Here is a 26,656-nt window from a genome sequence, read left to right on the forward strand (position 1 = left end):
AAACTCACAGATTGTGTTAAAAATTACATTAGTGAAAAGCTAAAAGAATATTGGAGTCCTGAACAAATCATGGGACGCTTGGAATTAGATAAAAAGATTAAAATTAGCACTGAAACCGCCTACCGCTTTGTCTTGCAAGACAAAGCGGTAGGCGGAGCGCTTTACAAATACCTACGCCATCAGCATAAGAAATATCGAAAACGCTATGGCAAAAATGATTATCGAGGTAGGATACCTAATCGCATTGACATTGATGAGCGCCCCAGTATTGTTGATGCTCGCACTCGCATTGGCGACTGGGAAGTTGACTTGGTTATTGGTAAAGGACACAAAGGTGGCTTTGCCACTCTTGCTGAGCGTAAGAGTAGGCTATATCTTGCACTACCCATTGTCAACAAAACCGCACAAAATGCAAATGACGCTATCAATAAACGACTCACTCCACTTAAACATTGGGTCAAAACCTTGACTTTTGACAATGGCAGGGAGTTTAGTTGGCATGAAAAGCTAGCAGAAAATCTTGACTGTAACACTTACTTTGCCAAGCCGTATCATAGTTGGGAAAGGGGCTTAAACGAGAATCACAATGGACTGTTAAGGCAATTCTTCCCTAAGCGAATGGCTTTGGATAATGTGAGTGAGAAAGAAGCATTTAGGGCAACAGATTTAATGAATAATAGACCTAGGAAATGCTTGGGGTACAAGACCCCATTTGAGGTCTTTGCCAAGATGACTTTTTTAAATGGAAGTGTTGCACTTATGGGTTGAATTCGCCAAACTGGCATGAATATTTTTAAACAAATGCAAGGTCTGAGGAATTATTGCGCCCCATGAGCGGTAAAAGGGTAAAAAGTAAGAAAACAAACGCTAAAAGCGCAGATTTAAGGGTGATTTTTTAGGTTTTTAGGTAAAAATATGGAAAGTTTTTTAAAAAATGAATGAAAGTAAATTGGAAGGTAGAAATTATGAATTATTCAAAGGTTCCCTATTAAACAAACTAAGCACTTTAATACAATTGCCATCCGAGTTTCACAGAGACACTGAATATACCACAATATCAAAGTTAGTCCAGTGAATTCTCTACCTTCTCAATCGTCACATTGCTTACTACATTACACTAAATCACAATATTAGAACGACAAACTAACGCACATCTATTCATACGATTTTTAAATTTTTCGTTTGATAAGTGAATGCACCCCATAACTCGCCATTACTTGAGTACTCTTTTATGTAATTCAGCTCCCCATACTGCGATTGAACCATCGGCTTTAACGGCAGTAAAAACACTGTTAGCTGAATGAATTTCAATATAACCACTGTCAGTAGGTGCGCCTGAACCGCCAGCAAAATGTAAACCCCACACTGTAATCGAGCCATCGGCTTTAAGGGCGGCAAAGGAATACGCAGTTGAATAAATCTTGATATAACCATTGTCAGTGGGTGCACCTATGCCGCCAGAATCTGAGTCACCCCACACTGTGATTGAGCCATCGGCTTTAACAGCGGCAAAAGCATCCCTAGTTGAATAAATTTTGGTATAGCCTTTGTCAGTGGGTGCACCTATGCCGCCAGAATTTGAGTCGCCCCACGCTGTGATTGAGCCATCGGCTTTAAGGGCGGCAAAGGCATATGTAGCTGGATAAATCTTGGTATAGCCATTGTCAGTAGGGGCATTTGCGCCACCATAACCTGAATAACCCCACACTGTGATTGAGCCATCGGCTTTAAGGGCGGCAAAGGAAAACCCAGTTGAATAAATTTTGGTATAGCCATTGTCAGTAGGGGCACCTACGCCACCATAATTTGAGTCGCCCCACGCTGTGATTGAGCCATCGGACTTAAGGGCGGCAAAGGCACTAGAGGTTGAATAAATCTTGGTATAGCCATTGTCAGTAGGGGCATCTGCGCCACCATAATAACCGCTACCCCACACTGTGATTGAGCCATCAGCTTTAAGAGCGGCAAAGGCGTTAAAAGTTGAATAAATCTTGGTAAAGCCTTTGCCCATAGGTGCGCTTGTGCCTCCATTATCTGAGTTACCCCACGCTGTGATTGAACCATCAGCTTTAAACGCGGCAAAGGCACTAGAGGTTGAATAAATATCGGTATACCCACTGTCAGTGGGTGCACTTGCACCTCCAAAATTTGAGCCGCCCCACGCTGTGATTGAACCATCAGCTTTAAGAACGGCAAAAGCACTCCTAGTTGAATAAATCTTAGTGTAGCCACTGTCAGTAGGTGCATCTGTACCACCATAACTACTACTGCCCCATACCGTGATTGAGCCATCAGCTTTAAGCGCAGCAAAGGCCTCTTTATTAGGATAGTTTGGCGTATTAGACAATCCATCAAAATCATTAAAGTAGCTAGAATAATCCACCTCGGAAAAACGCAAAAGATCAACGCCCATAACCTGAACTTCTGCTAGAGACAGAAAGTTTTTATCAAGTAACTGGACTCTAACATAACGACCTTGTTTGCCCTGTGTGCCTAATTTAATGATTTTTTTGGGATTAGGGGTGACATGAAAGTCTTTTCGGTAAACATGGGTGCTAAAGTCTGCTGTATTGGAAACACTGACTTGGTAATTGCTTAGCCTATCTACACAGCAATCGGTGCGATTGTAGATAATGATTTGATTGATATTTTTCTTACTGCCCAGATCAACCTGCCACCAGGCACCTTGTTCCTTTTGGGTGTGAGTTATGCTATTAGTGTACGACACCCTTGGTGTCGCCATTAACTGCTTGTGAAGCATGATAAAGAGTGGTGTTATAGTTACTGGATTGCGTGGCAGGTCTGCCAAGAGCCAAGTTAATGTCAGCGGCATGAACGGTGGTAAATAAAGCAGTGAAAAAAAATGCTGTTAATAATACAGTGCGATTAAGAAAATTATTTATATAGGATGCGGACATAGTTTCTCCTTGTTATTTTTAGGAATTTAAAATACTAAATGCTAAGATAAAAATATAAGCACTTTGACGCCTACATTCTAACAATCCATGATATTGTAGATTTTTTGTTGGTTGATTAGATAGTTGTTATTTTATTGGATTGGTGTAATTTAGGTTGATTTATACAAAGGTCTCTTCTAGCACCTATAAAGCTTTTTTATCTATTGCCTTACCAATGGTTTACTTAGGCAGCACTTGCCCAAGAAAATGCCATTTGACAATCTTGAAGAACAACAAGTCAACAAAAAGTTGCACTTAGAATTTGAATTTAGGAGTTACAATTATTGTCTGCATTAAAAGTATGTAAAAAATAACAGATATTTACCATAATGCTAAATATCAAGTCTTATTGACAAGTTTTTATTAAAAACCAAGCAAACATATTTGATTTTATTTAAAATACAGCGTGTCAGGGCAATAATACCTTGTACTAATAGTTAGGCAATCAAGGGAACAAAAAAATTGAGTTCATCTGAATTATTTAAAATTGCAAACACACTTAATCCATTCGTAGAATGTGATTCTGACGAAGCTAACGCCTTGATTAAATCAGCAACCAAGATTGCTAAATCCTGGTCAGGTTCATGGCTTGGTTACCATTCACGAGTTTATTACAAAAATTTTGAAACTCCTCCAGTGGGTGCAGTTTTCAGTCAGGAGTGGGGTTTAATAGATTCATCAATGGGTACAAAAGGAGTTTGGCGCGAGCAACTTTTCGATGATGTGGTTACCTTAATTTATAATAATGCTGAAAATCCTTCACTTGATAACGCTTTAGAAGCGGCAAATTTTGCACAAGAAGTCTTTGATGAAGCACAAACATCAGCTCTATCTCTGGCGCATGCAAATTTCAACCTAGAAACGGACAAATTTCTAGCTAAAATAGTTGAAGAAATTAATGCAACAAGGATAAATGATTTTATTGCGCATTGTCGACCTCAGGGGGGGCATAAGATCACGAGATAGTGTAGCAATAGAGAAAGGTAGAGTGACTCCACCACACATATTCGTTTTGGCAGAAGCCAAGCATACAATCTTTCCTTTTCAAATATGCAATAAACTACAAAAATTAATTATCAAACTAGCCAACCATATTCAAAATATTGAAGGTAAAAACACAAAGAATGAAAGAATAGAAGCTAATATTTTCATTGGTCATGGCAAATCAACTAATTGGAGAGAACTTAAAGACTTTGTAAGTGATAAGTTAAAACTGCAATGGGATGAATTTAATAGAGTCCCTACTGCAGGTGTGACAAATACCACTAGACTCGCAGAAATGCTTGACCAAGCAAGCTTTGCTTTCTTGGTAATGACAGCCGAAGATGAGCAAGCTGATGGTGACCACCATGCAAGAATGAATGTGATTCATGAAGTGGGATTGTTTCAAGGTCGTCTTGGCTTTGAAAGAGCTATAGTTTTACTAGAAGAAGGCTGTAAGGAATTCAGTAATATTCAAGGCCTTGGTCAAATTAGATATCCAAAGAGTAATATCTCTGCATGTTTCGAAAAAATAAGGACGGTTTTAGAACATGAAGGTATCATTGAATAAAATAGCCAGTTATGCTGAGTGTTATGCACAAGGAAAGATATGATTGATAAACGCCCTATTGACCGCCTTCGAGACGGAGCCATATCGCTAGAAGTAAAAACACCAGATGATGATAGTGCGATCTCTATAATGATAACAGTTGGCGATAGGTTACTCGTGGTTAAAGAAAAAGGAATTTATGAAATTAAGCCCGCTGATAAAATAGATCCTGATCGAAAAAACATACAAGTGCCGAATACGGCTCAAAGAGTTTTACCTTATGGTTCAAATGAACCGTGGGTTGGTGCAGTGTTGCTAACTGGTAATGAACTTTTAAAAAAAGAGATACTGAACGAACAAGTTGACATAAAGGGTGCAATGTCTTTGGTTCTAGAGGTGACTCAAAATATTGCTGGCGCCAAAGAATTAATGAATGTTTTTAGGGGTACTCAAGACGCTGAGCTAAAGAAATACAGCATGGAAATAAAAAAAGATCACTCAGTTATATTGCCTTCCATAAGTGGACTTGCCAACAAGTGTAAAGAATTTTTCCAAAAATCTGATCATGCGCTAGATGGCTTATTTAAAATCGTAAAAATATTTTATCCAGAAATGAACAAAGGTGGATGGGACAGTTTAAAAAATAAGGTTGATAATGAAAGCACAAAAATTGATAATTTTTCCGAAGTACTAGAAAACATTTTACCTTTTCTTCATCTTGTCAGAAACGCGAGAAATTGTGTCGAACACCCTAGAATAGAACAAAAAATTATTACTACGGATTTTAGTATAAGCCCAGATAATCAACTACTACCGCCTTCTATTGAAATTGTTCACCCTAAAACCCCACAGTCAGTAGTAGCTGCTGTAGGTTTAATGAGTCAAACATGTGATTCAATAGTAGAAATTGTTGAGTCTATACTTGTATTTCTCTGCAACAGACAAATCCGACCAATTACTGGATTCCCCGTCCGAGTATATGAATTTCCAGCAGATCAAAGAATAACAGAAAATGTAAAGTATCGTTATGGCATTGCCACAGAAAACAACATCATCCATTTTGTTTAACTCGTGCCCCTAGAAAAGCACACAATAAGGCAAATGCATTCGGACAGGAAAAGTTAAACTTAGAATTTGAATGTAGGGTTTGACTTATTCGAAATAAGAAATTTTAGATTATTGAACCTTGTTAAGCTAAATGCAAAACTTTCTCAATATGTATTACAAATCAATACCTTTTTGAGCTCTGATATTAGACCTAAAAGCGTGTTTAATGTCTGCTATTTTACTAACGGTGTCAGCAACCCTGATTAAACCCTCTGAAGCAGTCCTACCCGTAATAACCACATGTTGGTTTTTGGGGCGTGCGTTGAGTGTATTTAAAATGACTTGTTCGTCTAAGTATTTGTAGTTAATCATATAGGTAAGTTCGTCAAGTACCACTAAATTAATAGCCTTATCTTTAAGATATTGCTCAGCTTGTTGCCAAGTTTCTAATGCCATTTTTTTATCAAACTCTTTGTCTTGTGTGTCCCAAGTAAAGCCTGCCTGCATAGATGTGGTATGGATATTTTCCTGTTTGGCAAAAAAAGCATCTTCGCCTGTATCTTGTGTGCCTTTTAGAAACTTGACGATGGCAACTTGCAACTCATGGCCTAATGCACGACACACCATGCCAAATGCGGAAGAAGATTTGCCCTTGCCATTACCCGTCAGTAAGACAATAATACCTTTATTTATATCTGCTTCTTTAATGCGAGCATCAATATGCGCTTTTTTGCGCTGCATTCTATCTTTGTATCCATTAGGCACTTTTTTGAAGCTTTAGCGCAGGATTAATGCGTGGTGCTAGTGTAAAGACAATAATGACTGCCACCATCCAGTACAGTGCGGTTGGGATTTCAATAATTGACCATTTTGCTATATATGCTGGGAAATCACCCCACCCTGTTTTACTATAAGTAGCAGTAAAAAAGTAATAACTGCTTGTTACTGCGAACCATTGTGTACAGGTGGCAGTGATAATAACGAATGCATTTTTAACGCTATTGTTATCAATTGCCAGCGTACTAATGGCTTTACTTATCCAAAAAATACCATAGTAAGTTAGTGGCACTAAACTATAAGCAGGGGTGATACAATTGGCACTAACACCTTGGTGTACGATCGCATAATTATCAATTGCCACGCTACTCAAAATCAGCGTGAATACCACCCAAAACTTGCGAAAATAGACGCCCGCAATAAATAAGGCAGGAATGGTGAAATCAGGCAAATGCAGGAATGATGAAAGCCAGTTGTCGTGTCCGCGCGTGGCAATCATTAAAAGCACCATAATGAGTACAGCAAATAGGGCGTTGATTTGTTTTGTCATTTTTAATCCTCTAATATTTCTTAGTTATAAAGTATAAGGTATAAATGTATTTAAACCTTATTTTACCCATTTTTTACCTTATTCGTTAAACTTGACTCTAGGTAGAGTATCGTGATTAGAATTTTTGATTGTAATAGAAATAAATGTGACAAGAATTAATAGGCGCCATAGAAAAAAACCTGCAAAACCAAAATCTTGTTGTTAATGATTCAATACACGATTGAGTATATAATTAGACACCAAATGAGTGACGCTATCAAAATTATAAAAAACGGACTATGGAGCAACAATCAAGCTTTGGTTGCATTATTGGGTTTGTGTCCACTATTGGCAGTAACCAACAATATCACCAATTCAATAAGTTTGGGGCTTGCCACCACTTTTGTATTAGTGGCTTCCAACACAACTGTTTCAATTTTTCGCAACACCATTCGCAAAGAGGTTCGTATTCCAATCTTTGTGCTACTTATCGCTTCTTTTGTAACCATTGTTGAGCTAATAATGCAATCATATTTTTACGACTTGTATTTAATACTGGGTATTTTCGTACCGCTCATTGTTACTAACTGTGCTATTTTGGGTAGGGCAGAAGCCTTTGCCAGTAAAAATACTTGGGGTAAATCAGCATTAGACGGCTTAATGATGGGGCTTGGCTTTTCAATTGTGTTGATTGTCTTAGGTGCAATGCGTGAGTTAATTGGCTCAGGTACTCTATTTGACCAATCAGCATTATTATTAGGCGATTTAGGCAACACACTTAGCATCACTGTATTTGAGGACTATCAAGGCACTTTATTGGCAATTCTACCGCCCGGTGCATTTATTGGGCTAGGGCTGATTGTGGCGCTCAAAAATTGGATTGATGCATAGCGTTAATGACTATTTAAATAGTCCTATTACTGATAGCACACCCCTCTTAGCTTTGGTATTGAAAAAGAACCATGCATGGTTAATTACCAACAAGGATTACACCTTAACCACGGAAGAAAAAAACACATTAAAACCTCTTATTGAGCAACGAGAACAAGGTGTTCCGTTTGCCTATTTAAGTGGTGTAAAAGGTTTTTATCACCTAGATTTTACAGTAACACCTGATACGCTTATTCCCCGCCCTGAAACTGAACTTTTAATCGATATTGCATTGGATTTATTTAAAGGAAAAGCGTGCAAGTTGTTAGATTTAGGTACGGGTAGTGGTATTATTGCCATCACACTGGCAGACAAAAATCCACATTGGCAGGTGGTAGCAACAGACTTTTCCAAACAAGCACTTAAAGTGGCAAGGCAAAATACCACTATTAATATTGATTTCCAACAAGACAGTTGGTTTGATGCTGTACAAGATAAGCAATTTAATTTGATTATTTCCAACCCACCCTATATTGAACAAGATGACCCTTGCTTGAAGGATTTAATTCATGAGCCACAAACAGCGCTGGTGTCTGGAAAAGATGGCTTAGATGCTATTAGAATTATTATTAAACAAGCGCCAAAGCATCTAACCAATAATGGATTTTTATTGTTAGAGCATGGATACAATCAGCAAATAAAAATTGTTGAATTGCTAAAAGAAAATTTCACTCATATTCAAACATTTAATGATTATAATTCTAACAATCGCGCTGTCTTAGCGCAACTTAAATCCTGAGGAAAAAATGAAAAAAATAATACAGCTATTTACTGCGATTTTATTACTAATTACAACTGCTAATGCTACTTGGTTTAACAATGACGACAAGCCTAAAGCAACAACACAAGACAACAAAACCTACACCTTAAGATTAGCTGAGACTTGGCCCAGTAATTTCCCAATTTTTGGCGATGCAACTAAGAAATTTAAACAACTAGCAGAGACAATGTCAAATGGTCGTTTAAAAATCCGCATTGACTCTAAAAACAAACACAAATCAGCACTCGGTATTTTTGATTTTGTTAAATCAGGTCAGTACGACCTAGGTCACTCAGGCTCTTACTATTGGAAAGGTAAAGACATTAATACCTTGTTCTTTACTTCAATGCCTTTTGGTATGACAGCGAACGAACAACACGCTTGGTTTGAATACGGTGGCGGTCAAGAACTTATGGATAAGGTTTACGCCAAACACGGCATAAAGTCCATCATCGGTGGCAATACAAGCAACCAAATGGGCGGCTGGTTTAAAAAAGAGATTAATTCCATTGAAGATTTAAAAGGCTTAAAAATGCGTATTCCTGGGTTTGCAGGTGAAATTATGGCAGAAGTTGGCGCAAAACCAACTAATATCCCAGCAGGTGAGCTCTACACCGCACTTGATAGAGGCACAATTGACGCTCTAGAGTGGGTCGGTCCGTCACTAGATTTGCGCATGGGATTTCACAAGGTAGCGCCCTATTATTACACAGGCTGGCATGAGCCAGGTAGTGAGTTACAATTTCTCATTAATTTAAAAAAATACAACGCCCTACCAAAAGATTTACAAGCGATTTTAATCGCCGCAATGAAATTATCAGCCTATGATATGTATGCACATTCCAACGACGCTAGCGCGAAGAACTGGGCAACAATGAAAAAAGATTATCCAAATATCAAAGTCAAAACTTTTCCAAAAGCGGTTTTTGCCAAACTCCGAGCAGCTAATGATAAATTGTTAGGTGAATTGGCCGCAAAAAATCCACTGTCTAAAGAAATCATTGAATCTAGACACAATTATTTACAAAAAATCCGCGCTTGGACAAATATTTCAGATAAGGCTTATTTAAATAGTTTTGATTAACGCTCAATGTCGGTTGTTGCTAAGTATTTAACAAAACCCCAACTCCAATCAGGGAAGATCGGTTTTATTTATCGTGGTCAATCTAATGCAGACTGGGGTTTAACCAGCACTTATTATCGGCGTTTTAATTTCAGCAAATCAAACGATAAGAGCCACAACCCCACACAAAAGCAGTTTCAAGACTATCATAAAGATTTGATCAGTGATGCCAAAAGTTACCATTACCACAAAAAAGAATTAAACGATCTTGAATTATTACTAGAACTCCAGCATTATGGCGCCGCTACAGGGTTTGTTGATTTTAGTCGAGATTTTTTAATCGCCTTATGGTTTGCCTCTCATGGCAGTCAAAACACAGGCGGCAAAGTTTTTTTACTAGATACCAATTCCATTGATAAATTCTCTGAATTACAAGAGGGTGAAGAAATTTTTGCCAAGTGCGACAAATTACAATTTGTAAACAACAACTTTAAAAGCAATAATCGTATTTTTTCCCAAAAAGGGGTATTTGTGTTTGGCAATCAAACAATTGACGATGTAAAGACAATCGAAATTTTGCAAGAGGACAAACAACCAATTTTGCAAGAACTGAGCAATATATTTTCTATTGATGAAAAATCCCTATTTCAAGATATTCATGGTTTTTCGATGGTAAATGATGCTAATCACCCTATTTATGAAAAAACTGCAGAAGAGTATACCGAAAAAGGCAATAACAATTATCACAAAAGTGAGTTTGAGAAGGCAATTGAGGCTTACAAAAAAGCCATTAAGATTGATCCTGATAGTGATGGGGCTCATCACAATATAGGGCTTGCTTACGATAACTTAGGTAAGTTTGAGAAGGCAATTGAGGCTTACAAAAAAGCCATTAAGATTAATCCTAATAATGATGGGGCTTATTTCGGTATGGGGCTTGCTTACTATAACTTAGATAAGTTTGAGGAGGCAATTGAGGCTCACAAAAAAGCCATTGAGATTAATCCTAATGGTGGTTTGGTGGCTTATCACTATATGGGGTTAGCTTACTATATGTTAAATAAGTTTAAGGAGGCAATTGAGGCTTACAAAAAATCCATTGAGATTAATCCTAATAGTGCTATGGCTTATCACTATATGGGGTTAGCTTACTATATGTTAAATAAGTTTAAGGAGGCAATTGATGCTTACAAAAAAGCCATTGATTTAAATCCAGCATTAATAATACACGACAAACAACAAAATTGGCATCCACTAGAAACATGGATAAATAACTTAACTGATAATGATAAAAAACAGCAGTATTTGCATACGCTAAAACGCTTAAAAAATGGATAAAGCCCTAAGTATTACCACCACCACCCTACTACTGTTACTAATTGCCAATGTGTTTATTGATGTCGTATTACGATACGCTTTTAATAATTCTTCAATTGCTTTGCAAGAATTAGAATGGCATCTTTTTTCAGCGATGTTTTTGCTCTCTATTGCCTATGGTTTGCAAAATGATACCCATGTGCGAGTTGATGTTTTTTATCTTAATTTTTCACTAAAAACCCAAGCTTTTATCGATATTATCGGTAGCTTGGTTTTTATCTTGCCAATTAGCCTATTGATTGCTTATTACGGCTTTGATTTTGCTTATTTAGCCTTTGAAATTGGCGAAAAAAGCGGTGACCCAGGTGGATTATATTATCGGTTTATTATTAAAAGCATTATTCCGATTAGCTTTATTTTAGTGATTGTATCAGGGGTAATTTTTGCCAAAAATCACTACATAAGGGCATTCAAATGATTGGCTTGATTATGTTTGCCGTCACCTTGATATTGCTAATGGTTGGCTTCCCTGTGGCATTTACCTTTGCTGGTGTGGCAGTTATTTTTGGTGTTTTAACTCAAGGTGTTGATTTATTTGGCTTTATGCCTTATCGCATTATGAGTGTCATGCAAAACACCATTCTGATGGCAGTACCTTTGTTTATTTTTATGGGTGTTGTCTTGCAAAGAACCAAACTTGCTGAGCAACTACTTGAAGCTATGGGTGACTTGTTTGGCAATATGCGTGGTGGCTTGGCAGTTTCTACTATTTTAGTTGGCTCATTACTCGCAGCATCCACAGGTGTCGTAGGCGCAAGTGTCGTTGCCATGGGTGTGATTTCTCTACCAGTGATGCTTAAACATAATTACAAAAAAACCTTATCTACGGGTGTTATTTGCGCCTCAGGTACCTTGGGACAAATCATTCCACCTTCCATTATATTGATAATTTTGGCAGATGTCTTAGGTGTGCCAGTTGGTGATTTATTTCAAGGTGCGATTATGCCGTCTCTTATTTTAGTTGGTGGCTATATTGCTTATGTATTGGTTGTCTCTTACCTAGACCCAGAAGCAGCGCCAACCTTTAAAAGTAAAAACCACAACTTAACAAAATCAGAAAAATATATAACGGTTGCCAAAGCCATTGTGCCACCTATTACACTCATCATTGCCGTGCTTGGCTCGATTTTTTCAGGCATTGCCACACCAACAGAGTCTGCTTCTATCGGTGCAGTTGGCTCCCTAGTCTTGGCATTTTTCTACCGCCGACTTAATTGGGAGATGTTACGCCAATCAAGCATTGAAACCATTAAAGTCACCTCTATGGTATTTGCTATTTTGGTTGGCGCCACTGCCTTTTCAATGGTATTTACTTATAGTGGTGGTGACACTTTAGTAGAAGAGTTTATTCACAATCTACCCGCTAAAGAAATGAGTTTTATCCTTATCTCAATGGGGATTATTCTCATCCTTGGGTTTTTTATTGATTTTGTAGAAATTTCACTCATTATCGTACCAATTTTCTACCCAATTGCTCTATCACTTGGCATTGATATGCAGTGGTTCGCTATCCTTATCGCTATGAATCTACAAACTTCATTCCTAACACCGCCATTTGGTTTTAGCTTGTTTTATCTTAAAGGCGTTGCCCCAAAATCCATCCAAACTACCGACATCTATAAAGGCGTAATACCTTTTATCCTCATCCAAGTGAGTGTATTAGTCAGCCTAATTGTATTCCCACAATGGTATGGCTTTAATGGGTTTTAATACCGCGTCTTTTCCTCTTCTAATTGCGCTAGAGTATTTAAAACACTCAATTACATAGTCGCCCCTTAAAAACTCACTCCAAACAAACCAAAACCACCCATTTTTCCAACCATCTAAATCAACAAAACTGCTTTTTATCCAGCACCACAAAAAACCTTAGGTAGTCAACCCTTAAAAACCACACAATTGAATATTTTTCAAATCTAACACAAGAGAAAGGAAAAATTGAAGTAAGGAAGTTGATCTATAAGCCGGGTTCTGTAATAAATAGTCATTCATCTACGAATTTTGTCACCAAAATTCTTTAGCACTCTACCCGCTACCTTGTGCGAGCCGCACCATGGGTAGCCTATTTGAGCTTGCTCCAAGTGGGGTTTACCTTGCCACAGTTGTCACCAACTGCGCGGTGCGCTCTTACCGCACCTTCTCACCTTTTCCCATAAAGGGTAGTTTAATTTCTGCAGCACTTTCCGTTATGTCACCATACCTAGCCGTTAGCTAGCACTTTGCTCTGTGGAGCCCGGACTTTCCTCTGAGGAAAAACCCCAGCGACTATCCGACCAACTTCGTGGGTAATTATATAAGAATAACAAGGCCTTGTATTTATATTAGAGACTTTTGCATAAATTGGCTTTTGCCAATCGTCCCTATTTATGCAAAGGTCTCTATTAGAATGTTATAATGCAAATCTATTTTAAAAGAAGTTATAAATGAAAAAAACAATACTTATAGTGGTGGCTTTATTTTCTTTAAATGCAAATGCAGTCATTTATTTAGAATTTGAAAAATTAGAAGATGCAACTGGTTATGTCAAATCAGGCATTACCAAATGTATAGATGCCAGAGACTGTATGAGTAAGGTCAATTGGGCATGGAGAACAGGTAGAGCTGCTGATTGCGCTAGATTAACCATGTGGAGAAAAGACGGGGACGAAAAAGCTGTTAAGATATGGATAAGGGACTTTCGATCACCTTACTGGAAAGCCAAACAAGAGCAATTAATATGGGGATATGACGAAGAAGATTAGCCTAGATTTTTCACATGGATATTTGCACCCTGAGTATCCACGGCGACCGTTACTGGCATATCCTTAACTTCAAATTCATAAATAGCCTCCATACCCATTTCTGCAAAGGCTATTTTTTTGGCTTTTTTGATAGATTTAGAAATCAAATAAGCCGCACCACCAACAGCAATCAAATAACTGGCCTGATGTTTTTTAATGCTTTGTGTGGCTGCTGCACCTCGCTCGGCTTTTCCAATCATACCGAATATGCCCGTCTCCTTTAACATCATATCGGTAAATTTATCCATGCGTGTAGCTGTAGTGGGTCCTGCAGGACCAATCACTTCATCACCCACTGCGTCTACTGGGCCAACATAATAAATAAATTTATTATTAAAATCTACGCCTTTTGGTAAGCCTTTACCACTGTCTAACATTTGCTTAAGTCGCTGATGCGCTGCATCTCTGCCAGTGATAAGTATGCCAGTAAGTAACAAGGTATCACCAATATTCCACTGGGTCATCTGCTGGCGAGTAAGTGTGCTTAAATCAACTTTTTTGTACTTAGAATAGTCCATTTCTAGATCAGGATAAACACTCATATCTACTTCCGGCAAAGTTGCTGCGCCCGATCCATCCATAGAAAAATGTAGATGACGCGTGGCAGCGCAATTTGGAATTATAGCAACCGCTTGAGAAGCAGCATGACTTGGATAGTCTTGAATTTTAACATCCAATACGGTAGTTAGCCCCCCTAAACCTTGCGCACCAATACCAAGATTATTGATTTTTTCCATCAGCTCTAGGCGGAGTTTTTCAAGATTACTTGGATTTGGTTTTTGGGCAATATCTTGAATGTCAATTGATTCCATTAGGCTTGCTTTTGCCATCAGCATCGCTTTTTCAGCAGTACCGCCCACACCAATACCGATGACACCTGGTGGACACCAGCCTGCGCCCATTGTAGGGATCATTTTTAACACCCAATCAGTGACATTATCATCAGGTTGTAAGACGGCAAACTTTGCTTTATTTTCCGATCCACAACCTTTGGCTGCCACAATAAAATCTACCTTATTGCCTAATACGACTTTCATGTGGATGACTGCTGGTGTGTTGTCTTTAGTGTTGGTCCTACTAAAGAGTGGATCTTCAACAATTGAAGCACGCAAAGGGTTGTTCTCATTAGTAAAGGCTCGTCTAACGCCTTCATTAATCATATCTTCCAACGATAAATCAGCTGCCCACACAACATCCATACCCACTTCAACGAATACATTGACAATGCCTGTGTCTTGACACATTGGGCGTTGACCAATGGCAGACATTTTTGAATTAATTAAAATTTGCGCAATGGCATTTTTAGCCGACTGATTGGTTTCTTTCTCATACGCATTTACCATTGCCTGAATAAAATCAGGGCTATGGTAATAAGAAATATATTGCAGTGCGTTGGCAACGCTTTCAATAACATGCTTTTGCTGAATTTTCATACTAATGATTGCCTAAATTTATTAAGAAGTTATTGGCTATTTATAGTATTATATCTGCTATTTATTTTATCTAACATCTAAGCGGAGTTTTTATGTTTAATTTTTTCAAACCTTTGAGTCTTTCTATTGACCTTGGAACAGCAAATACACTCATTTTTATGGATGGTGAAATCGTATTAAACGAGCCATCTGTTGTTGCTATTCATCATGAAAGAGGCGCAACAGAAGCAACTGTTATTGCAGTGGGTCAAGACGCTAAGGATATGTTAGGCAGAACACCTAGTTCAATTGAGGCGATTCGTCCAATGAAGGATGGCGTTATTGCTGACTTTAAAATCACAGAAAAAATGTTGCAACACTTTATTCGTAAAGTCTCTCATGGTGGTTTTTTCTCACCGAGCCCTAAAGTGCTTATTTGTGTTCCTTGTGGTGCTACCCAAGTAGAGCGTCGCGCTATCAAAGAAAGTGCAATTGGTGCTGGTGCGCGTGATGTATATTTAATTGAAGAACCAATGGCAGCAGCACTTGGTGCAGGCATGGCAATTAAAGAAGCATCAGGCACAATGGTTGTTGATATTGGTGGTGGCACCACAGAAATTGCGATTATGTCACTCAATGGATTGGTTTATTCCGACTCTTTGCGCGTCGGTGGCGATGTACTTGATGACAATATCATTAAATTTGTGCGTAGAGAGTATGGCATTATTATCGGTGAATCTACCGCTGAGAAAATTAAAGAAGAACTGGGATCAGCCTTTGAAACAAATGTCATCAAGAAAATGGAATTTAAAGGTAGAGATATTGCTAAAGGCATTCCAGTAAGTTTTGAAGTGAGCAATACAAAAATCAGAGAAGCCATACAAGAACCATTACTTAGCATTGTTAGCGCAGTAAGAATTGCACTTGAGCAGACGCCGCCAGAGCTAAGTGCTGATATTTCAGAAAATGGCTTAGTATTAACAGGTGGTGGTGCGCTTTTAGAGGGTTTTGACAAACTCATCAGCAAAGAAACTAATTTACCAGTGCGTATCGCTGACAACCCCCTAACTTGTGTGGCTCGTGGTGGTGGCATTGTTCTAGATATGATCAGTCAACACGAGATAGGGTTTTTATCAGCAGAATAATTGTTCTTTAGGTATTTGAATATCTAAGTTATGCAAAAAATTTTAAGCCTTTTTATACCTGTTTTAATTGCGATTTTCCTACTCTTTTCAGATTATAAGTTTTCCTATTTAGACAGTTTAAAAAAATCCATTGCTACGCTCATATCGCCAATATATTTGGCAATCAACTTGCCGTCTCAACTCTATATTTGGATTAACGAGCAAGGCACAACAAAGCAAATCTTATTAAATCAAAACAAGCAACTCAGCGCTGAGTTAGTGCGCTTAAAAGTTGATTTACAAAACCATAATGCGCTACTATTAGAAAATCAAAAATTAAGTCAATTACTAAACTCTCGCTACAAACTTGACCAAGAAACATTTATATTAGCGCGTGTCAGCTCTATCAGTCAGTCACGATTAAAAAAACAAATTGCCATTAATAAAGGCAGTAGTGATGGCATAAAAATTGGTCAAGTTGTATTGGGTGCTGATGGCATACTTGGACAAGTGAGTCAAGTAACGCCATTATATTCAAGCGTGTTGCTAACCACTGACCCAACCCAACATATACCTGTTAAAAACGAGCGTAATGGTATCCGCGGTATCAGTAAGGGTGTGGCATCTCATCAAGGAAAGTTAATGGTACGCTTTATTCAACATGGGCTTGATATAAAAGTCGGGGATGTTTTTCTAAGTAGCGCTATCGGCTCAAAATTTCCAGCAGGATATCCAGTAGGTCGTGTGACTCATGTAGAAAAGAAGGTAAACGACCCATTTTTGACTATTGAATTAACACCATCTCAGTCCATTAAACAGTTAGAATTTGTTTTAATCAATAATACCCTTAAAAAATCTTAACTATGTTTAGCCATCAAAGACCTTATGTTTTTCTTATTAAAATCACGCTATTTGCACTGATTATTAGCATACTGCCCTTGCCTGAAATCGTTTTAAGTATTGCACCTTTTTGGCTCTTGTTGTTTTTTGCTTATTGGTTAACGAATTTCCCTGCTCAAGGGAAATTCTTTCTTGCCTTGCTACTAGGCGTGTTAATTGATGTGCTATACGGAGATATCTTAGGACAAAATGCTTTGGCGCTTATCTTAAGTAGCGCTTTTATTAGCAATATAAAACAATCTCTTGTTGTTTCCAATATTACCACACAGCAAGTTTATATCTTTACTGCATCTAGCATCTATTTGGGGCTATTGCTATTGGTACATGTCCTATCAACCCAAGATTTTAGTTTTAATGCCTATTTACTATTCAAACCATTTTTAAGCGCACTACTATGGCCTGTGGTTCAATCACTACTCTCAAAGCTCAAACACTAACACAATATATTGAGATGATTTATGAATAAAATTAGCAATATCAAATTAGAAAATAGGATTTTTTCTAACAGAATGGTTTCGGCTCTGATTTTTATACTCCTTTTAACCTTGGTCTTGATATCAAGACTTTTCAATCTGCAAATTAGTCATTACGATTATTACACTGAAGAATCATTGGGTAATCAAATGCGTACCCTACCGATTACCTCAACGCGTGGGAAAATCTTTGACCGTTATGGAAAAATTATTGCCACCAATCAGCTTGCTTATAAACTTACATTGACCCCTGAAAAAACCAAAGATATCCCCGCAACATTACTGGCACTTAAAAAGTTTGGCTTAATTAATGATAAAAATATTGCCACTTTCGAAACAATCAAAAAGCGCTATAAAAAATTCCATAACATTCCATTAAAGCACAAACTAAGTGAAAAGCAAGTAGCCAAATTTTTAGTGAGCAATCAATTTATTGGTATTGATATTGAGCCTTATTTCCATCGAGTCTATCCTAACAACGACTCTAGTGTGCATGTGACTGGTTATGTCTCCAGAATGAATAAAAAAGACAAAGCCTTTTATAATAAGAAAAATTATGCAGGTACTTCTTTTGTTGGAAAAACTGGCATTGAAAAACAATATGAAAGCTTGCTACATGGAAAAAATGGCAAGAAACAAATCGAGCGCAATGTGACAGGCCGAGTCATTAACAGCAAAAATATTCAAGAACCAGAACAAGGTAGCGATTTGTATCTCAGTATTGATTTAGCATTACAGAAAAAAGCAGAGTCCTTACTCAAAGGTAAGCGTGGTTCAATTGTAGCGGTTGATACAACGAATGGAGAAGTCTTAGTCATGGTAAGTACGCCTATTTATAACCCCAATTGGTTTGTTAATGGCATCTCGCATAAAAATTACAACAAACTACAAACATCAAAAGACATTCCACAACTCAATCGTGCTATTCAAGGTCTCTACCCGCCAGGTTCAACTATTAAGCCCATGGTGGCATTGGCAGGGCTTGAGCAAGGTGTAATTACTGCACACAGTAAAGTTTATTGTCCAGGTTTTTTTAAACTGTCTAATGTGAAACGCAAATTTAACGATTGGAAGCGCAGTGGACATGGCGTGGTTGATGTTAAAGACTCCATTGCACAATCTTGTGATATTTTTTTTTATGATTTAGCTGACAAAATGGGTATTGATGATTTATATGATGGCTTAAAACCTTTTAATTTTGGCAAAATAACGGGTATTGATATTCCTGGAGAGCGTGGTGGCATCTTACCTTCAAGGGCTTGGAAAAAAATCAATAAGAATGAGCCTTGGTATCGAGGCGAGACTCTAATTACAGGTATTGGGCAAGGCTTTATGACCACTAGCCCACTACAACTGGCTGTTGCCACAGCAGCTTTGGCTAACAAAGGTGTGATTATTCAACCTAAATTACTCAAAAGCACACAGGCCCCAGGAGATAGTATTAAAAATACAGCTAAAAGCCCTCAAAAACAAATCCCCATTAAAGACATTCATAATTGGGAAGATGTAATTGAAGGCATGAGGCAAACAATCTATGCACCCCAAGGCACAGGCAGAAGACTCAACAAGAATTTGAAGTACACCTTAGCAGGAAAAACAGGCACTGCCCAAGTATTTGGCTTGGATGCTGAAGAGCAATATATTGCAGCTAATTTAAAGGAGCACTTACGAGACCACGCATTATTCACTGGATTTGCACCTATTAAAAACCCAAAGATTGCGATTGCTGTCATTGTAGAAAATGCAGGTAGCGGTAGTACAAAAGCAGCGCCACTTGCCAAAGCAGTGCTAGATTTATATTTTGAGAGGCCTTTACATAAATAGAAGCAATCATCAGAAACCCACTTTTTACCCACTTGGCGATTTTTCCAGCGACACCCAGCAGTCCTCTAGGAGGGTGAACCCAGCCTTAGCCCTGCTAGGACAAGGTTTAAATAAATCACCAATTGGGGGGAAATTGGCTTTAGCCAATCATCCCTATTTATGCAAAGGTCTATTTTATAAGTGCAGTTTTTATCATCTGCTCATCAATTGGAAATGAAAATACCGCATCTACCCTATAACGCTGCTTTAATTGATCAAGTTGCGCTTGATTGATTTCATCATAAAGTACAATAATCTTCACCTTGGGGGAGTGATTTTCAAGCGTGGCTAGCAACGATTCAATATTACTCACACGGTCACGAAATTCTGGATTATAACTAAACTCTGCTACCAAAATATCATATCGATTTTTCTTAGCTAATTGAACTGCCTTTCTTTGTGAGTCCTCAAAATCAACATCAAACCCCATACTTAAAAACAGTGGGGTAAAGTCATCAAAACCACCCTCATCAACAAAAAATAAAAGTTGTTTATTCATTTTGCATTTTATAAAACAATTGTTTGAATTCTGCAAAAACACCCTTCTCAATCACTTCTCGCATACCTTTCATTAAATCTTGATAATAATAAAGATTGTGAATAGTGTTAAGTCGCGCCCCCAAAATCTCATTTTTACGCTGTAAATGATGCAAATAACTGCGAGAATAATTCTGACAAGTATAACAACCACAGCGCTTATCCAAGGGCTTAGTATCCAACTTGTATTGTGCGTTACGAATTTTCACAATACCACTGGAAGTGAATAAATAGCCATTGCGTGCGTTACGCGTAGGCATTACACAATCAAACATATCAATACCGCGCTCAACCGCCTCTACCAAATCACTGGGTGTTCCTACCCCCATTAAATATCGGGGCTTATCATCTGGCAATTGCTCAGGTAGAAAATCCAAAACTTTTATCATTTCTTCTTTGGGCTCTCCCACGCTTAAACCACCAATCGCATAGCCGTCAAAGTCAATTTCAATCAACTTTTTAGCTGATTGTTGGCGCAAATCTTCATACATACCACCTTGAACAATGCCAAATAATGCATTTTCATTGCCTAACGCTTGATGTGCATCTTTTGAGCGTTGCGCCCAGCGTAACGACAACTGCATTGACTGCTCTGCTGTTACTTTATCAGCTGGATAAGGTGTGCATTCATCAAAAATCATGACAATATCTGAGCCTAGGTCGGACTGAATTTTTATCGATTCTTCTGGCCCCATAAAAATTTTGGCACCGTCTTTTGGTGAGCGAAAATCCACACCTGCTTCGCTAATTTTGCGCATATCACCTAAGCTAAACACCTGAAAACCGCCTGAATCTGTTAGGATTGGCCCTTGCCAATGCATAAAATCATGCAAATCACCATGTGCTTTAATTACATCTGTACCAGGGGTAATGGACAGATGAAAAGTATTGCCCAGAATAATTTGTGCACCAATCCCTTCAACTTCTTCAGGGGTCATCGCCTTCACTGTACCATAAGTGCCAACTGGCATAAATGCTGGTGTTTCAACCGTGCCTCTTGCAAATATCATTGTGCCACGACGGGCTTTATCGTTTGTATTTTTTAGTTTAAATTTCATCTGCATCCTTTGATTGTATCTGCCAAAGTTGCGCGTATATTCCATTCATAGATAATAATTCCTTATGTGTGCCACTCTCACTAATCACACCTTCACTGAGTACGATAATTTTATCAGCATCCACAATGGTAGAAAGACGATGTGCAATCACCAGTGTAGAAGTTTTTTTACTAAGGGTGTTGATGGCTTTTTGTACCATTTTTTCACTATAAGAATCCAACGCCGAAGTCGCCTCATCAAAAATCAAAATAGGCGGGTTTTTAAGCAAAACTCTAGCAATTGCCATGCGCTGCTTCTCACCCCCTGACAATTTAAGCCCACGCTCCCCAACTAGGGTATCGTAACCCTGAGGCAATGCCTCAATAAATTTATCCATAAAAGCTGACTTTGCTGCTGCCTCTACTTCTTGTTGAGTTGCGCCCTGTTTGCCATAGGCGATATTATAATAAATGCTTTCATTAAACATCACTGTATCTTGTGGCACAACGCCAATGGCTGATTGCACTGAGTGTTGATTGTGGGTTTTAATGTCTTGTCCGTCAATTAAGATTTTGCCACTGTCTACATCGTAAAATCGGAACAATAATTTAGCCAGTGTTGATTTTCCAGCGCCAGATTGCCCCACAATTGCTACTTTTTGACCCGCTTCAATCGAAAAACTCACCTTTTTTAATACCTTGTCTTTACCTTTGTAAGCAAAAGAAATTTGCTTAAATTCAACCTTGCCTTGGCTGATTTTTATATGCGGTGCACCCTTGGGGCTGCAGACTTTTGCACGACGATCAAGTAAATCAAACATATTATTCATATCAATAAAATTATGCTTGATTTGTCGATAAACAATACCCAAAGACCCTAACGGTATAAACAACTGCAATAACAAAGCTTGAATCATAATCATATCACCAAGGCTCAGATTTTTATCTGCCACACCTTGCGCCGCTAAAATCAAAACAACGGTAACACCTACGGCAATAATTGCACCCTGAACAAAATTAAGTGCTGTCATTGAGGTAAAGCTTTTAGTAGCGACATCTTCCCAGCGACTCATCGTTTCATCATAACGATTCACCTCAAAATCCTTGCGATTAAAATACTTGACCGTTTCATAGTTAATTAAGCTGTCTACTGCATTGGTATTTGCCTCAGACTGCATATCGTTCATTTCATAACGATATTTCATCCGCCAAGTGGTGATTGCCAAAGTAAATGCTACATAAAATACCACGGTCAATAACGAAATTCCTGCAAAAAAACCATCATAATTAACCCACAACAAACCAATCACCAGAATAATTTCAAAAAACGACGGCAAAATATTAAAAACAAAAATAGATAAGAGTGTAGAAACGCTTTGTGTGCCACGGTCAATATCACGCGTAATGCCGCCAATACGGCGATCCAAATGAAAAGACAAGTCTAAGGTGTGCAAGTGCTTAAAGACACCAAGTGCAATCAAATGCATAGCATGGTAGCGCACCCGTGCAAACACAGCGTCTCTGAGCTCGTTAAATAAAGAGCTACTCAGGCGTAACATACCATAAGCAAACAACAACCCCAAGGGCACCACCACCAACACATCGGGTTGGTCAAGTGCATCAACAATCCCCTTAAGTGCCACTGGCACAGCAACATTTGCCAACTTAGCAACAATCAAGAACAAGGTTGCTAAAATAACACGGGTGCGCATCTTTAACAAATAAGGCATTAACTTTCTTAAAACTTTAATGTCCCGAGTTTTAAAATCACTGGCTTTGGTTTGGCTGTTAAATCCTTGCATCTTTAAAACCTTTTATCGTTTACTGGATAGTCATCAGGCAAAATAGCGCCTTTTTTTAGCGCGATTTTTACCACTTCATTACTTTTAAACTGTGCAGGATTTTGCAATAATTCGCTTTGCCAAAAACTGTGCATTTCACACATTTGTGGATGCATATGATTGCACCCCAATACATGTAAACTACACACGCCAACTCGCCAAGGCCCATCACCGGTAATCTCACCTTCAATCAAATGAATGCTATATTTTGGGTCTTTTTCCCAAAACAATTCAAAATACAAAATACCTTTTGGGTGTTGGAAAATCTCCTCAATCACCCGAGTTTCGCCATTCGGGTATTTAATATATAGCGGTGAACGCAGGGTAAATATTTTATTCATTTTTTTTCATCTCTTTAATTTTCAGTCGAAAATATATCCGCTAAAGATTCCCCTTGCACTAAAACTTTATCAGCCTCCAGTTTTGCCAAATCTGGCGGATACCCATAACGCATTAATATCTTCTTTACTGTCAATCTTAATTTTGCCCTTACATCGTCTCGTTTGCTCCAATCAACTGTTGCATTTTTTCGAATGACATCAACAATCGCACGAATCAATTCTTTCATTTTGTTATCATCTAAAAAACTGGTAGATTCATTTTCTTTTAAAACACTATAAAAAGCATATTCTTCAGAAGAAAGCCCAAGTTCTTCTGACTTATAATCTTCTAGGCGCATTTCTTTGGCTATTTCAGAAAGTTCTGCCAATACTTGTGCCGAATCAATTTGATTATTATGATAGCGTTTAACAACTGTTCCCAGCATTTCTGAAAACTTCTTTCCTTGTGCGATATTTTTTGTTTTCCGACTGCTTACTTCATCACTTAATAGTTTTTTGAGCAATTCAAAAGCAACATTCTCTTGTTGCATATTTTTTACTTCCAATAAAAACTCATCGGATAAAATACTTACCGATGGGCTTTTAATGCCTGCGGCTTCAAATATGTCAATGACTCCTTCACTTGAAAGGGCATCATCTACAATTTGTTTTATGGCGGTTTCTACTTCATAATCCGATTTCACACCACTGCCTGTAAACTTATTTATTCGTGCTTTTACGGCCTGAAAAAACGCAACTTCATCTTTTATTGCTTCTGCATCAGGACTTGGAATTGACATTGCAAAAAGTTTTGATAAAAGCGTGACTTCTTTTAAGTAGCGTTCTTTCAATTTTTCATCTGAAAGTATACAATTTTGAGCACCTAATAAAACTTGTAATTTTTGTGCTGTATCAACTCTGAAATAGGCTTTAAAGTCAAAACCGTTAAACATCTGCCCTACGATTTCAAATTTCTCTTTCATCCCTGCAATTGCCTCTTTTATATCAACAATGGGTTCTCCTTCGCCACCCGATTGCAAATAAGTTGCCATTGCATTTCTAAGGTCTTGACCAATGCCAATATAATCAACTACTAAACCGCCTGGTTTGTCTTTATAGACTCTGTTTACTCTCGCAATGGCTTGCATCAGATTATGACCTTGCATTTTTTTATCTACATACAAAGTGTGCATACTTGNCAACAATGGGTTCTCCTTCGCCACCCGATTGCAAATAAGTTGCCATTGCATTTCTAAGGTCTTGACCAATGCCAATATAATCAACTACTAAACCGCCTGGTTTGTCTTTATAGACTCTGTTTACTCTCGCAATGGCTTGCATCAGATTATGACCTTGCATTTTTTTATCTACATACAAAGTGTGCATACTTGGAGCGTCAAATCCTGTGAGCCACATATCTCGAACTATCACTAATTTCAAATCGTCATTCGTGTCTTTCATTCGAGTAGCTAAATCTTTTCTTTGTTGTTTGGTGGTGTGATGTGGTTGAAATAATTCAGGGTCGTCAGATGAACTTGTCATTATGACTTTTATCATTCCCTTATCCAAATCATCACTGTGCCATTCAGGTTTTAAAGCAACTATTTCATCGTATAAACGCACACAAATATTTCGAGTCATTCCAACAATCATGGCTTTGCCTTCAAACACTTCTTGTCTTGCTTCAAAGTGCATGACAATATCTTTAGCAACATCTTTTAAACGATCTGGGTGTCCAACAATTGCATCAATTGTTGCTGTTTTCTTTTTGGCTTTTTCTAACTGTTCTTCTGTTGTATCCGCAATATTATTTATTTCATCATCGAAGTCCTTTTCTGTCTTTTTCTCCAAGTTCATTTTAACCAAACGAGATTCGTAACTAATTGGAACAGTTGCCCCATCATCAACCGATTGTTTAATGTCGTAAATATCAATATAATCACCAAAAACAGCCGGCGTTGATTTGTCTTCTTTTTCTATGGGCGTACCTGTAAAACCAATGTAGGAAGCCTTGGGCAAGGCATCACGCAAATATTTTGCATTGCCGTATCGTATTTCCGAGCCTTCTTCGGTTTCTACAACTTGACCTGTAAAGCCGTATTGGCTGCGGTGTGCTTCGTCTGCCACCACGACAATATTGGTTCGTTCCGATAGTGTTTCGTAAACATTGCCCTCTGATGGGGAAAATTTTTGAATGGTTGTAAAAATCACACCTCCACCAGAAACTTTTAAAAGTTCCTTTATATGCGCTCTATTATTTGCCTGAACAGGTGTTTGGCGTAATAGTCCAATGCAATTTCCAAATGTGCCAAACAATTGGTCGTCTAAATCATTTCTATCGGTAAGCATTACAATGGTTGGGTTTCCCATTTGTGGGTGGGTGATGATTTGACCACTATAAAAAACCATTGATAACGATTTTCCCGAACCTTGTGTATGCCAAATAACGCCAATCTTGCGGTCGCCCTCTTTTGAATGCGTGGCTCTTATTGTTTGCTCAACGGCTTTTTGTACAGAATAATACTGATGATAAGCGGCAACTTTCTTTATTTTTGTTTGAAAAATTAAGCCTGTTTTTTCGTCTTTCTTTTCTTCTTGCTCAAATACAGTGCAATAACGAATTAACTCTACCAAAGTTTTTTTATTGAGCATATATTCTGTGAGAAGTTGTAATTCTGTTCTAATCTCTCCTTTTATTTCTTTGGGTGCTTTCCAAGATAGATAACGAGTAAAAGGAGCAGAAACACTTGATGTTGTTGCATCTATTCCGTCTGATATAACACAAAGGGCATTGTAATAAAAAATGCTTGGAACAGCTTTTTTATAGTTTTGAATTTGCGTGTAGGCTTTACGCAGTGTTGCCTTTTCATCAGAAGCACTTTTGAGTTCTATAAATACTAAAGGCAAGCCATTGACAAAAATGACGACATCAAAACGTTTCTCATTATTATTGTCTTTAACTACTAATTGGTTGACTACCCAAAAGCTATTATTCTCTGGATTTTTATCATCCAGTAAAGTAACGTTTATACCTTTGGTTCTTCCTTCTTTGGTGTATTCTACCGTTACGCCATTGGTCAATAGAGTATGGAAACGCTCGTTGTTTTCCATTATATCTTCTGTGCCGAGATTAATTACTTTTTGGTAAGCTTCAACTCTTGCAGATTCAGGAAGTGTGGGGTTTAATTTTTTAAGCGAGCTTTTAAAATGCTTTTCTAAAATTACAGATGTAAAATTTTCTCGTTGCGGGTTATCACTAATAGGCGAAATATCTGTGCCGTTAAAATAGGTATAGCCTTGACTAATTAATTGGTCAATGAATGATTGCTCTATACTATTTTCGTTTAAAGTATTCATAGGCTATTATTCAAAATTCTCTTTTAAAAAATCGGCAACATCATT

Annotated in this window: 24 protein-coding genes, 1 other RNA gene and 2 pseudogenes; 15 read left to right on the forward strand and 12 right to left on the reverse strand. The window is 38.0% G+C overall.

The annotated features are described in order from the left end of the window. Positions 1–768 (forward strand): IS30 family transposase (locus BHECKSOX2_RS03935; RefSeq protein WP_180323647.1); only part of this gene is annotated, 768 nt, incomplete at its 5' end. A gap of 445 nt (positions 769–1,213) precedes the next feature. On the opposite strand, the gene BHECKSOX2_RS03940 is transcribed toward BHECKSOX2_RS03935, so the two are convergent. Beyond that, a complete protein-coding gene (locus tag BHECKSOX2_RS03940; RefSeq protein WP_180323648.1) occupies positions 1,214–2,728 on the reverse strand; it encodes a galactose-binding domain-containing protein in 1,515 nt (504 codons plus the stop codon). Next, a complete protein-coding gene (locus tag BHECKSOX2_RS03945) occupies positions 2,715–2,918 on the reverse strand; it encodes a hypothetical protein (protein ID WP_180323649.1) in 204 nt (67 codons plus the stop codon). Before BHECKSOX2_RS03945 ends, BHECKSOX2_RS03940 begins: the two co-directional genes overlap by 14 nt. A gap of 501 nt (positions 2,919–3,419) precedes the next feature. On the opposite strand from BHECKSOX2_RS03945, the gene BHECKSOX2_RS10215 reads away from it, so the two are divergent. From BHECKSOX2_RS10215 to BHECKSOX2_RS03955, 3 genes are read left to right on the forward strand one after another with little or no spacing between them, the layout of a single operon-like run. Continuing rightward, the gene (locus tag BHECKSOX2_RS10215; protein WP_245391309.1) at positions 3,420–3,923 is read left to right on the forward strand and encodes a hypothetical protein; all 504 of its coding nucleotides are present in this window, start codon (positions 3,420–3,422) and stop codon (positions 3,921–3,923) included. Positions 3,924–3,969: 46 nt separating this feature from the next. Next, complete coding sequence (locus BHECKSOX2_RS10220) at positions 3,970–4,509, forward strand: TIR domain-containing protein (protein WP_245391310.1); 540 nt, start codon at positions 3,970–3,972, stop codon at positions 4,507–4,509. Positions 4,510–4,548: 39 nt separating this feature from the next. Next, on the forward strand, positions 4,549–5,556 hold the full coding sequence (locus BHECKSOX2_RS03955; protein WP_139682556.1) for a hypothetical protein: 1,008 nt from the start codon (positions 4,549–4,551) through the stop codon (positions 5,554–5,556). Between the two features lie 153 nt (positions 5,557–5,709). Here the strand turns inward: BHECKSOX2_RS03955 and cobO are convergent, their stop codons facing one another. Both cobO and BHECKSOX2_RS03965 read right to left on the reverse strand, forming a co-directional pair. Continuing rightward, positions 5,710–6,276, reverse strand: a complete 567-nt coding sequence (gene cobO / locus BHECKSOX2_RS03960) for a cob(I)yrinic acid a,c-diamide adenosyltransferase (RefSeq protein WP_090717867.1) — start codon at positions 6,274–6,276, stop codon at positions 5,710–5,712. 16 nt (positions 6,277–6,292) lie between these two features. Further along, positions 6,293–6,862 (reverse strand): hypothetical protein, encoded by a 570-nt coding sequence (locus BHECKSOX2_RS03965; protein ID WP_139682557.1) that lies wholly within the window; start codon positions 6,860–6,862, stop codon positions 6,293–6,295. A gap of 243 nt (positions 6,863–7,105) precedes the next feature. Between BHECKSOX2_RS03965 and BHECKSOX2_RS03970 the strand changes: the two genes are divergently transcribed. From BHECKSOX2_RS03970 to BHECKSOX2_RS03995, 6 genes are read left to right on the forward strand one after another with little or no spacing between them, the layout of a single operon-like run. Next, complete coding sequence (locus BHECKSOX2_RS03970) at positions 7,106–7,732, forward strand: electron transport complex subunit E (protein ID WP_090717860.1); 627 nt, start codon at positions 7,106–7,108, stop codon at positions 7,730–7,732. Then, complete coding sequence (prmC, locus tag BHECKSOX2_RS03975; RefSeq protein WP_139682558.1) at positions 7,725–8,510, forward strand: peptide chain release factor N(5)-glutamine methyltransferase; 786 nt, start codon at positions 7,725–7,727, stop codon at positions 8,508–8,510. The genes BHECKSOX2_RS03970 and prmC overlap by 8 nt, the downstream gene beginning before the upstream one ends. Positions 8,511–8,517: 7 nt before the next feature. Next, positions 8,518–9,615, forward strand: coding sequence for a TRAP transporter substrate-binding protein (locus BHECKSOX2_RS03980; protein WP_139682559.1), 1,098 nt, complete (start codon positions 8,518–8,520; stop codon positions 9,613–9,615). Between the two features lie 6 nt (positions 9,616–9,621). Next, complete coding sequence (locus BHECKSOX2_RS03985; protein WP_139682560.1) at positions 9,622–10,932, forward strand: tetratricopeptide repeat protein; 1,311 nt, start codon at positions 9,622–9,624, stop codon at positions 10,930–10,932. Continuing rightward, positions 10,925–11,389, forward strand: coding sequence for a TRAP transporter small permease subunit (locus BHECKSOX2_RS03990; protein ID WP_139682561.1), 465 nt, complete (start codon positions 10,925–10,927; stop codon positions 11,387–11,389). Before BHECKSOX2_RS03985 ends, BHECKSOX2_RS03990 begins: the two co-directional genes overlap by 8 nt. Continuing rightward, a complete protein-coding gene (locus BHECKSOX2_RS03995) occupies positions 11,386–12,681 on the forward strand; it encodes a TRAP transporter large permease (protein ID WP_139682562.1) in 1,296 nt (431 codons plus the stop codon). The genes BHECKSOX2_RS03990 and BHECKSOX2_RS03995 overlap by 4 nt, the downstream gene beginning before the upstream one ends. Positions 12,682–12,912: 231 nt before the next feature. Here the strand turns inward: BHECKSOX2_RS03995 and rnpB are convergent. Beyond that, positions 12,913–13,249: RNase P RNA component class A (gene rnpB, locus BHECKSOX2_RS04000), an RNA gene on the reverse strand. Positions 13,250–13,391: 142 nt separating this feature from the next. Between rnpB and BHECKSOX2_RS04005 the strand changes: the two genes are divergently transcribed. After that, positions 13,392–13,709, forward strand: coding sequence for a hypothetical protein (locus tag BHECKSOX2_RS04005; RefSeq protein WP_090714324.1), 318 nt, complete (start codon positions 13,392–13,394; stop codon positions 13,707–13,709). Here BHECKSOX2_RS04005 and BHECKSOX2_RS04010 read toward each other — a convergent pair. After that, positions 13,706–15,181 carry a fumarate hydratase gene (locus tag BHECKSOX2_RS04010; RefSeq protein WP_139682563.1) on the reverse strand — a complete coding sequence of 492 codons (1,476 nt, stop codon included), beginning with the start codon at positions 15,179–15,181 and terminating at the stop codon, positions 13,706–13,708. The genes BHECKSOX2_RS04005 and BHECKSOX2_RS04010 overlap by 4 nt on opposite strands. A 92-nt stretch (positions 15,182–15,273) precedes the next feature. Here BHECKSOX2_RS04010 and BHECKSOX2_RS04015 point away from each other — a divergent pair, with 92 nt between their 5' ends. The 4 genes from BHECKSOX2_RS04015 to mrdA are packed head-to-tail and all read left to right on the forward strand — an operon-like array spanning position 15,274 to position 19,481. After that, entirely contained in the window at positions 15,274–16,305 is a 1,032-nt protein-coding gene (locus BHECKSOX2_RS04015) for a rod shape-determining protein (RefSeq protein WP_139682564.1), read from the forward strand. Between the two features lie 30 nt (positions 16,306–16,335). Further along, positions 16,336–17,145, forward strand: a complete 810-nt coding sequence (gene mreC / locus BHECKSOX2_RS04020; protein WP_139682565.1) for a rod shape-determining protein MreC — start codon at positions 16,336–16,338, stop codon at positions 17,143–17,145. A gap of 2 nt (positions 17,146–17,147) precedes the next feature. Next, complete coding sequence (gene mreD, locus BHECKSOX2_RS04025) at positions 17,148–17,621, forward strand: rod shape-determining protein MreD (RefSeq protein ID WP_139682566.1); 474 nt, start codon at positions 17,148–17,150, stop codon at positions 17,619–17,621. 21 nt (positions 17,622–17,642) lie between these two features. Then, a complete protein-coding gene (gene mrdA, locus BHECKSOX2_RS04030; RefSeq protein WP_139682567.1) occupies positions 17,643–19,481 on the forward strand; it encodes a penicillin-binding protein 2 in 1,839 nt (612 codons plus the stop codon). 169 nt (positions 19,482–19,650) lie between these two features. Here the strand turns inward: mrdA and BHECKSOX2_RS04035 are convergent, their stop codons facing one another. From BHECKSOX2_RS04035 to BHECKSOX2_RS04060, 6 genes and pseudogenes are all read right to left on the reverse strand, one after another. Further along, entirely contained in the window at positions 19,651–20,019 is a 369-nt protein-coding gene (locus BHECKSOX2_RS04035) for a type 2 periplasmic-binding domain-containing protein (RefSeq protein ID WP_139682568.1), read from the reverse strand. Continuing rightward, the gene (tgt, locus tag BHECKSOX2_RS04040) at positions 20,012–21,115 is read right to left on the reverse strand and encodes a tRNA guanosine(34) transglycosylase Tgt (RefSeq protein WP_139682569.1); all 1,104 of its coding nucleotides are present in this window, start codon (positions 21,113–21,115) and stop codon (positions 20,012–20,014) included. The genes BHECKSOX2_RS04035 and tgt overlap by 8 nt, the downstream gene beginning before the upstream one ends. Further along, positions 21,105–22,895 carry an ABCB family ABC transporter ATP-binding protein/permease gene (locus tag BHECKSOX2_RS04045; RefSeq protein ID WP_139682570.1) on the reverse strand — a complete coding sequence of 597 codons (1,791 nt, stop codon included), beginning with the start codon at positions 22,893–22,895 and terminating at the stop codon, positions 21,105–21,107. Before BHECKSOX2_RS04045 ends, tgt begins: the two co-directional genes overlap by 11 nt. Positions 22,896–22,897: 2 nt before the next feature. Then, positions 22,898–23,275, reverse strand: a complete 378-nt coding sequence (locus BHECKSOX2_RS04050; RefSeq protein WP_139682571.1) for a hypothetical protein — start codon at positions 23,273–23,275, stop codon at positions 22,898–22,900. Positions 23,276–23,289: 14 nt separating this feature from the next. Next, a pseudogene (locus BHECKSOX2_RS04055) lies at positions 23,290–24,447 on the reverse strand (type I restriction enzyme endonuclease domain-containing protein); the annotation flags it as partial. Between the two features lie 13 nt (positions 24,448–24,460). Then, positions 24,461–26,611, reverse strand: a pseudogene (locus BHECKSOX2_RS04060) (type I restriction endonuclease subunit R); the annotation flags it as partial. Between the last annotated feature and the right edge of the window lie 45 nt (positions 26,612–26,656).

Origin of the sequence: thiotrophic endosymbiont of Bathymodiolus puteoserpentis (Logatchev) (assembly GCF_900127505.1) — a bacterium.
GTDB lineage: Bacteria > Pseudomonadota > Gammaproteobacteria > PS1 > Pseudothioglobaceae > Thiodubiliella.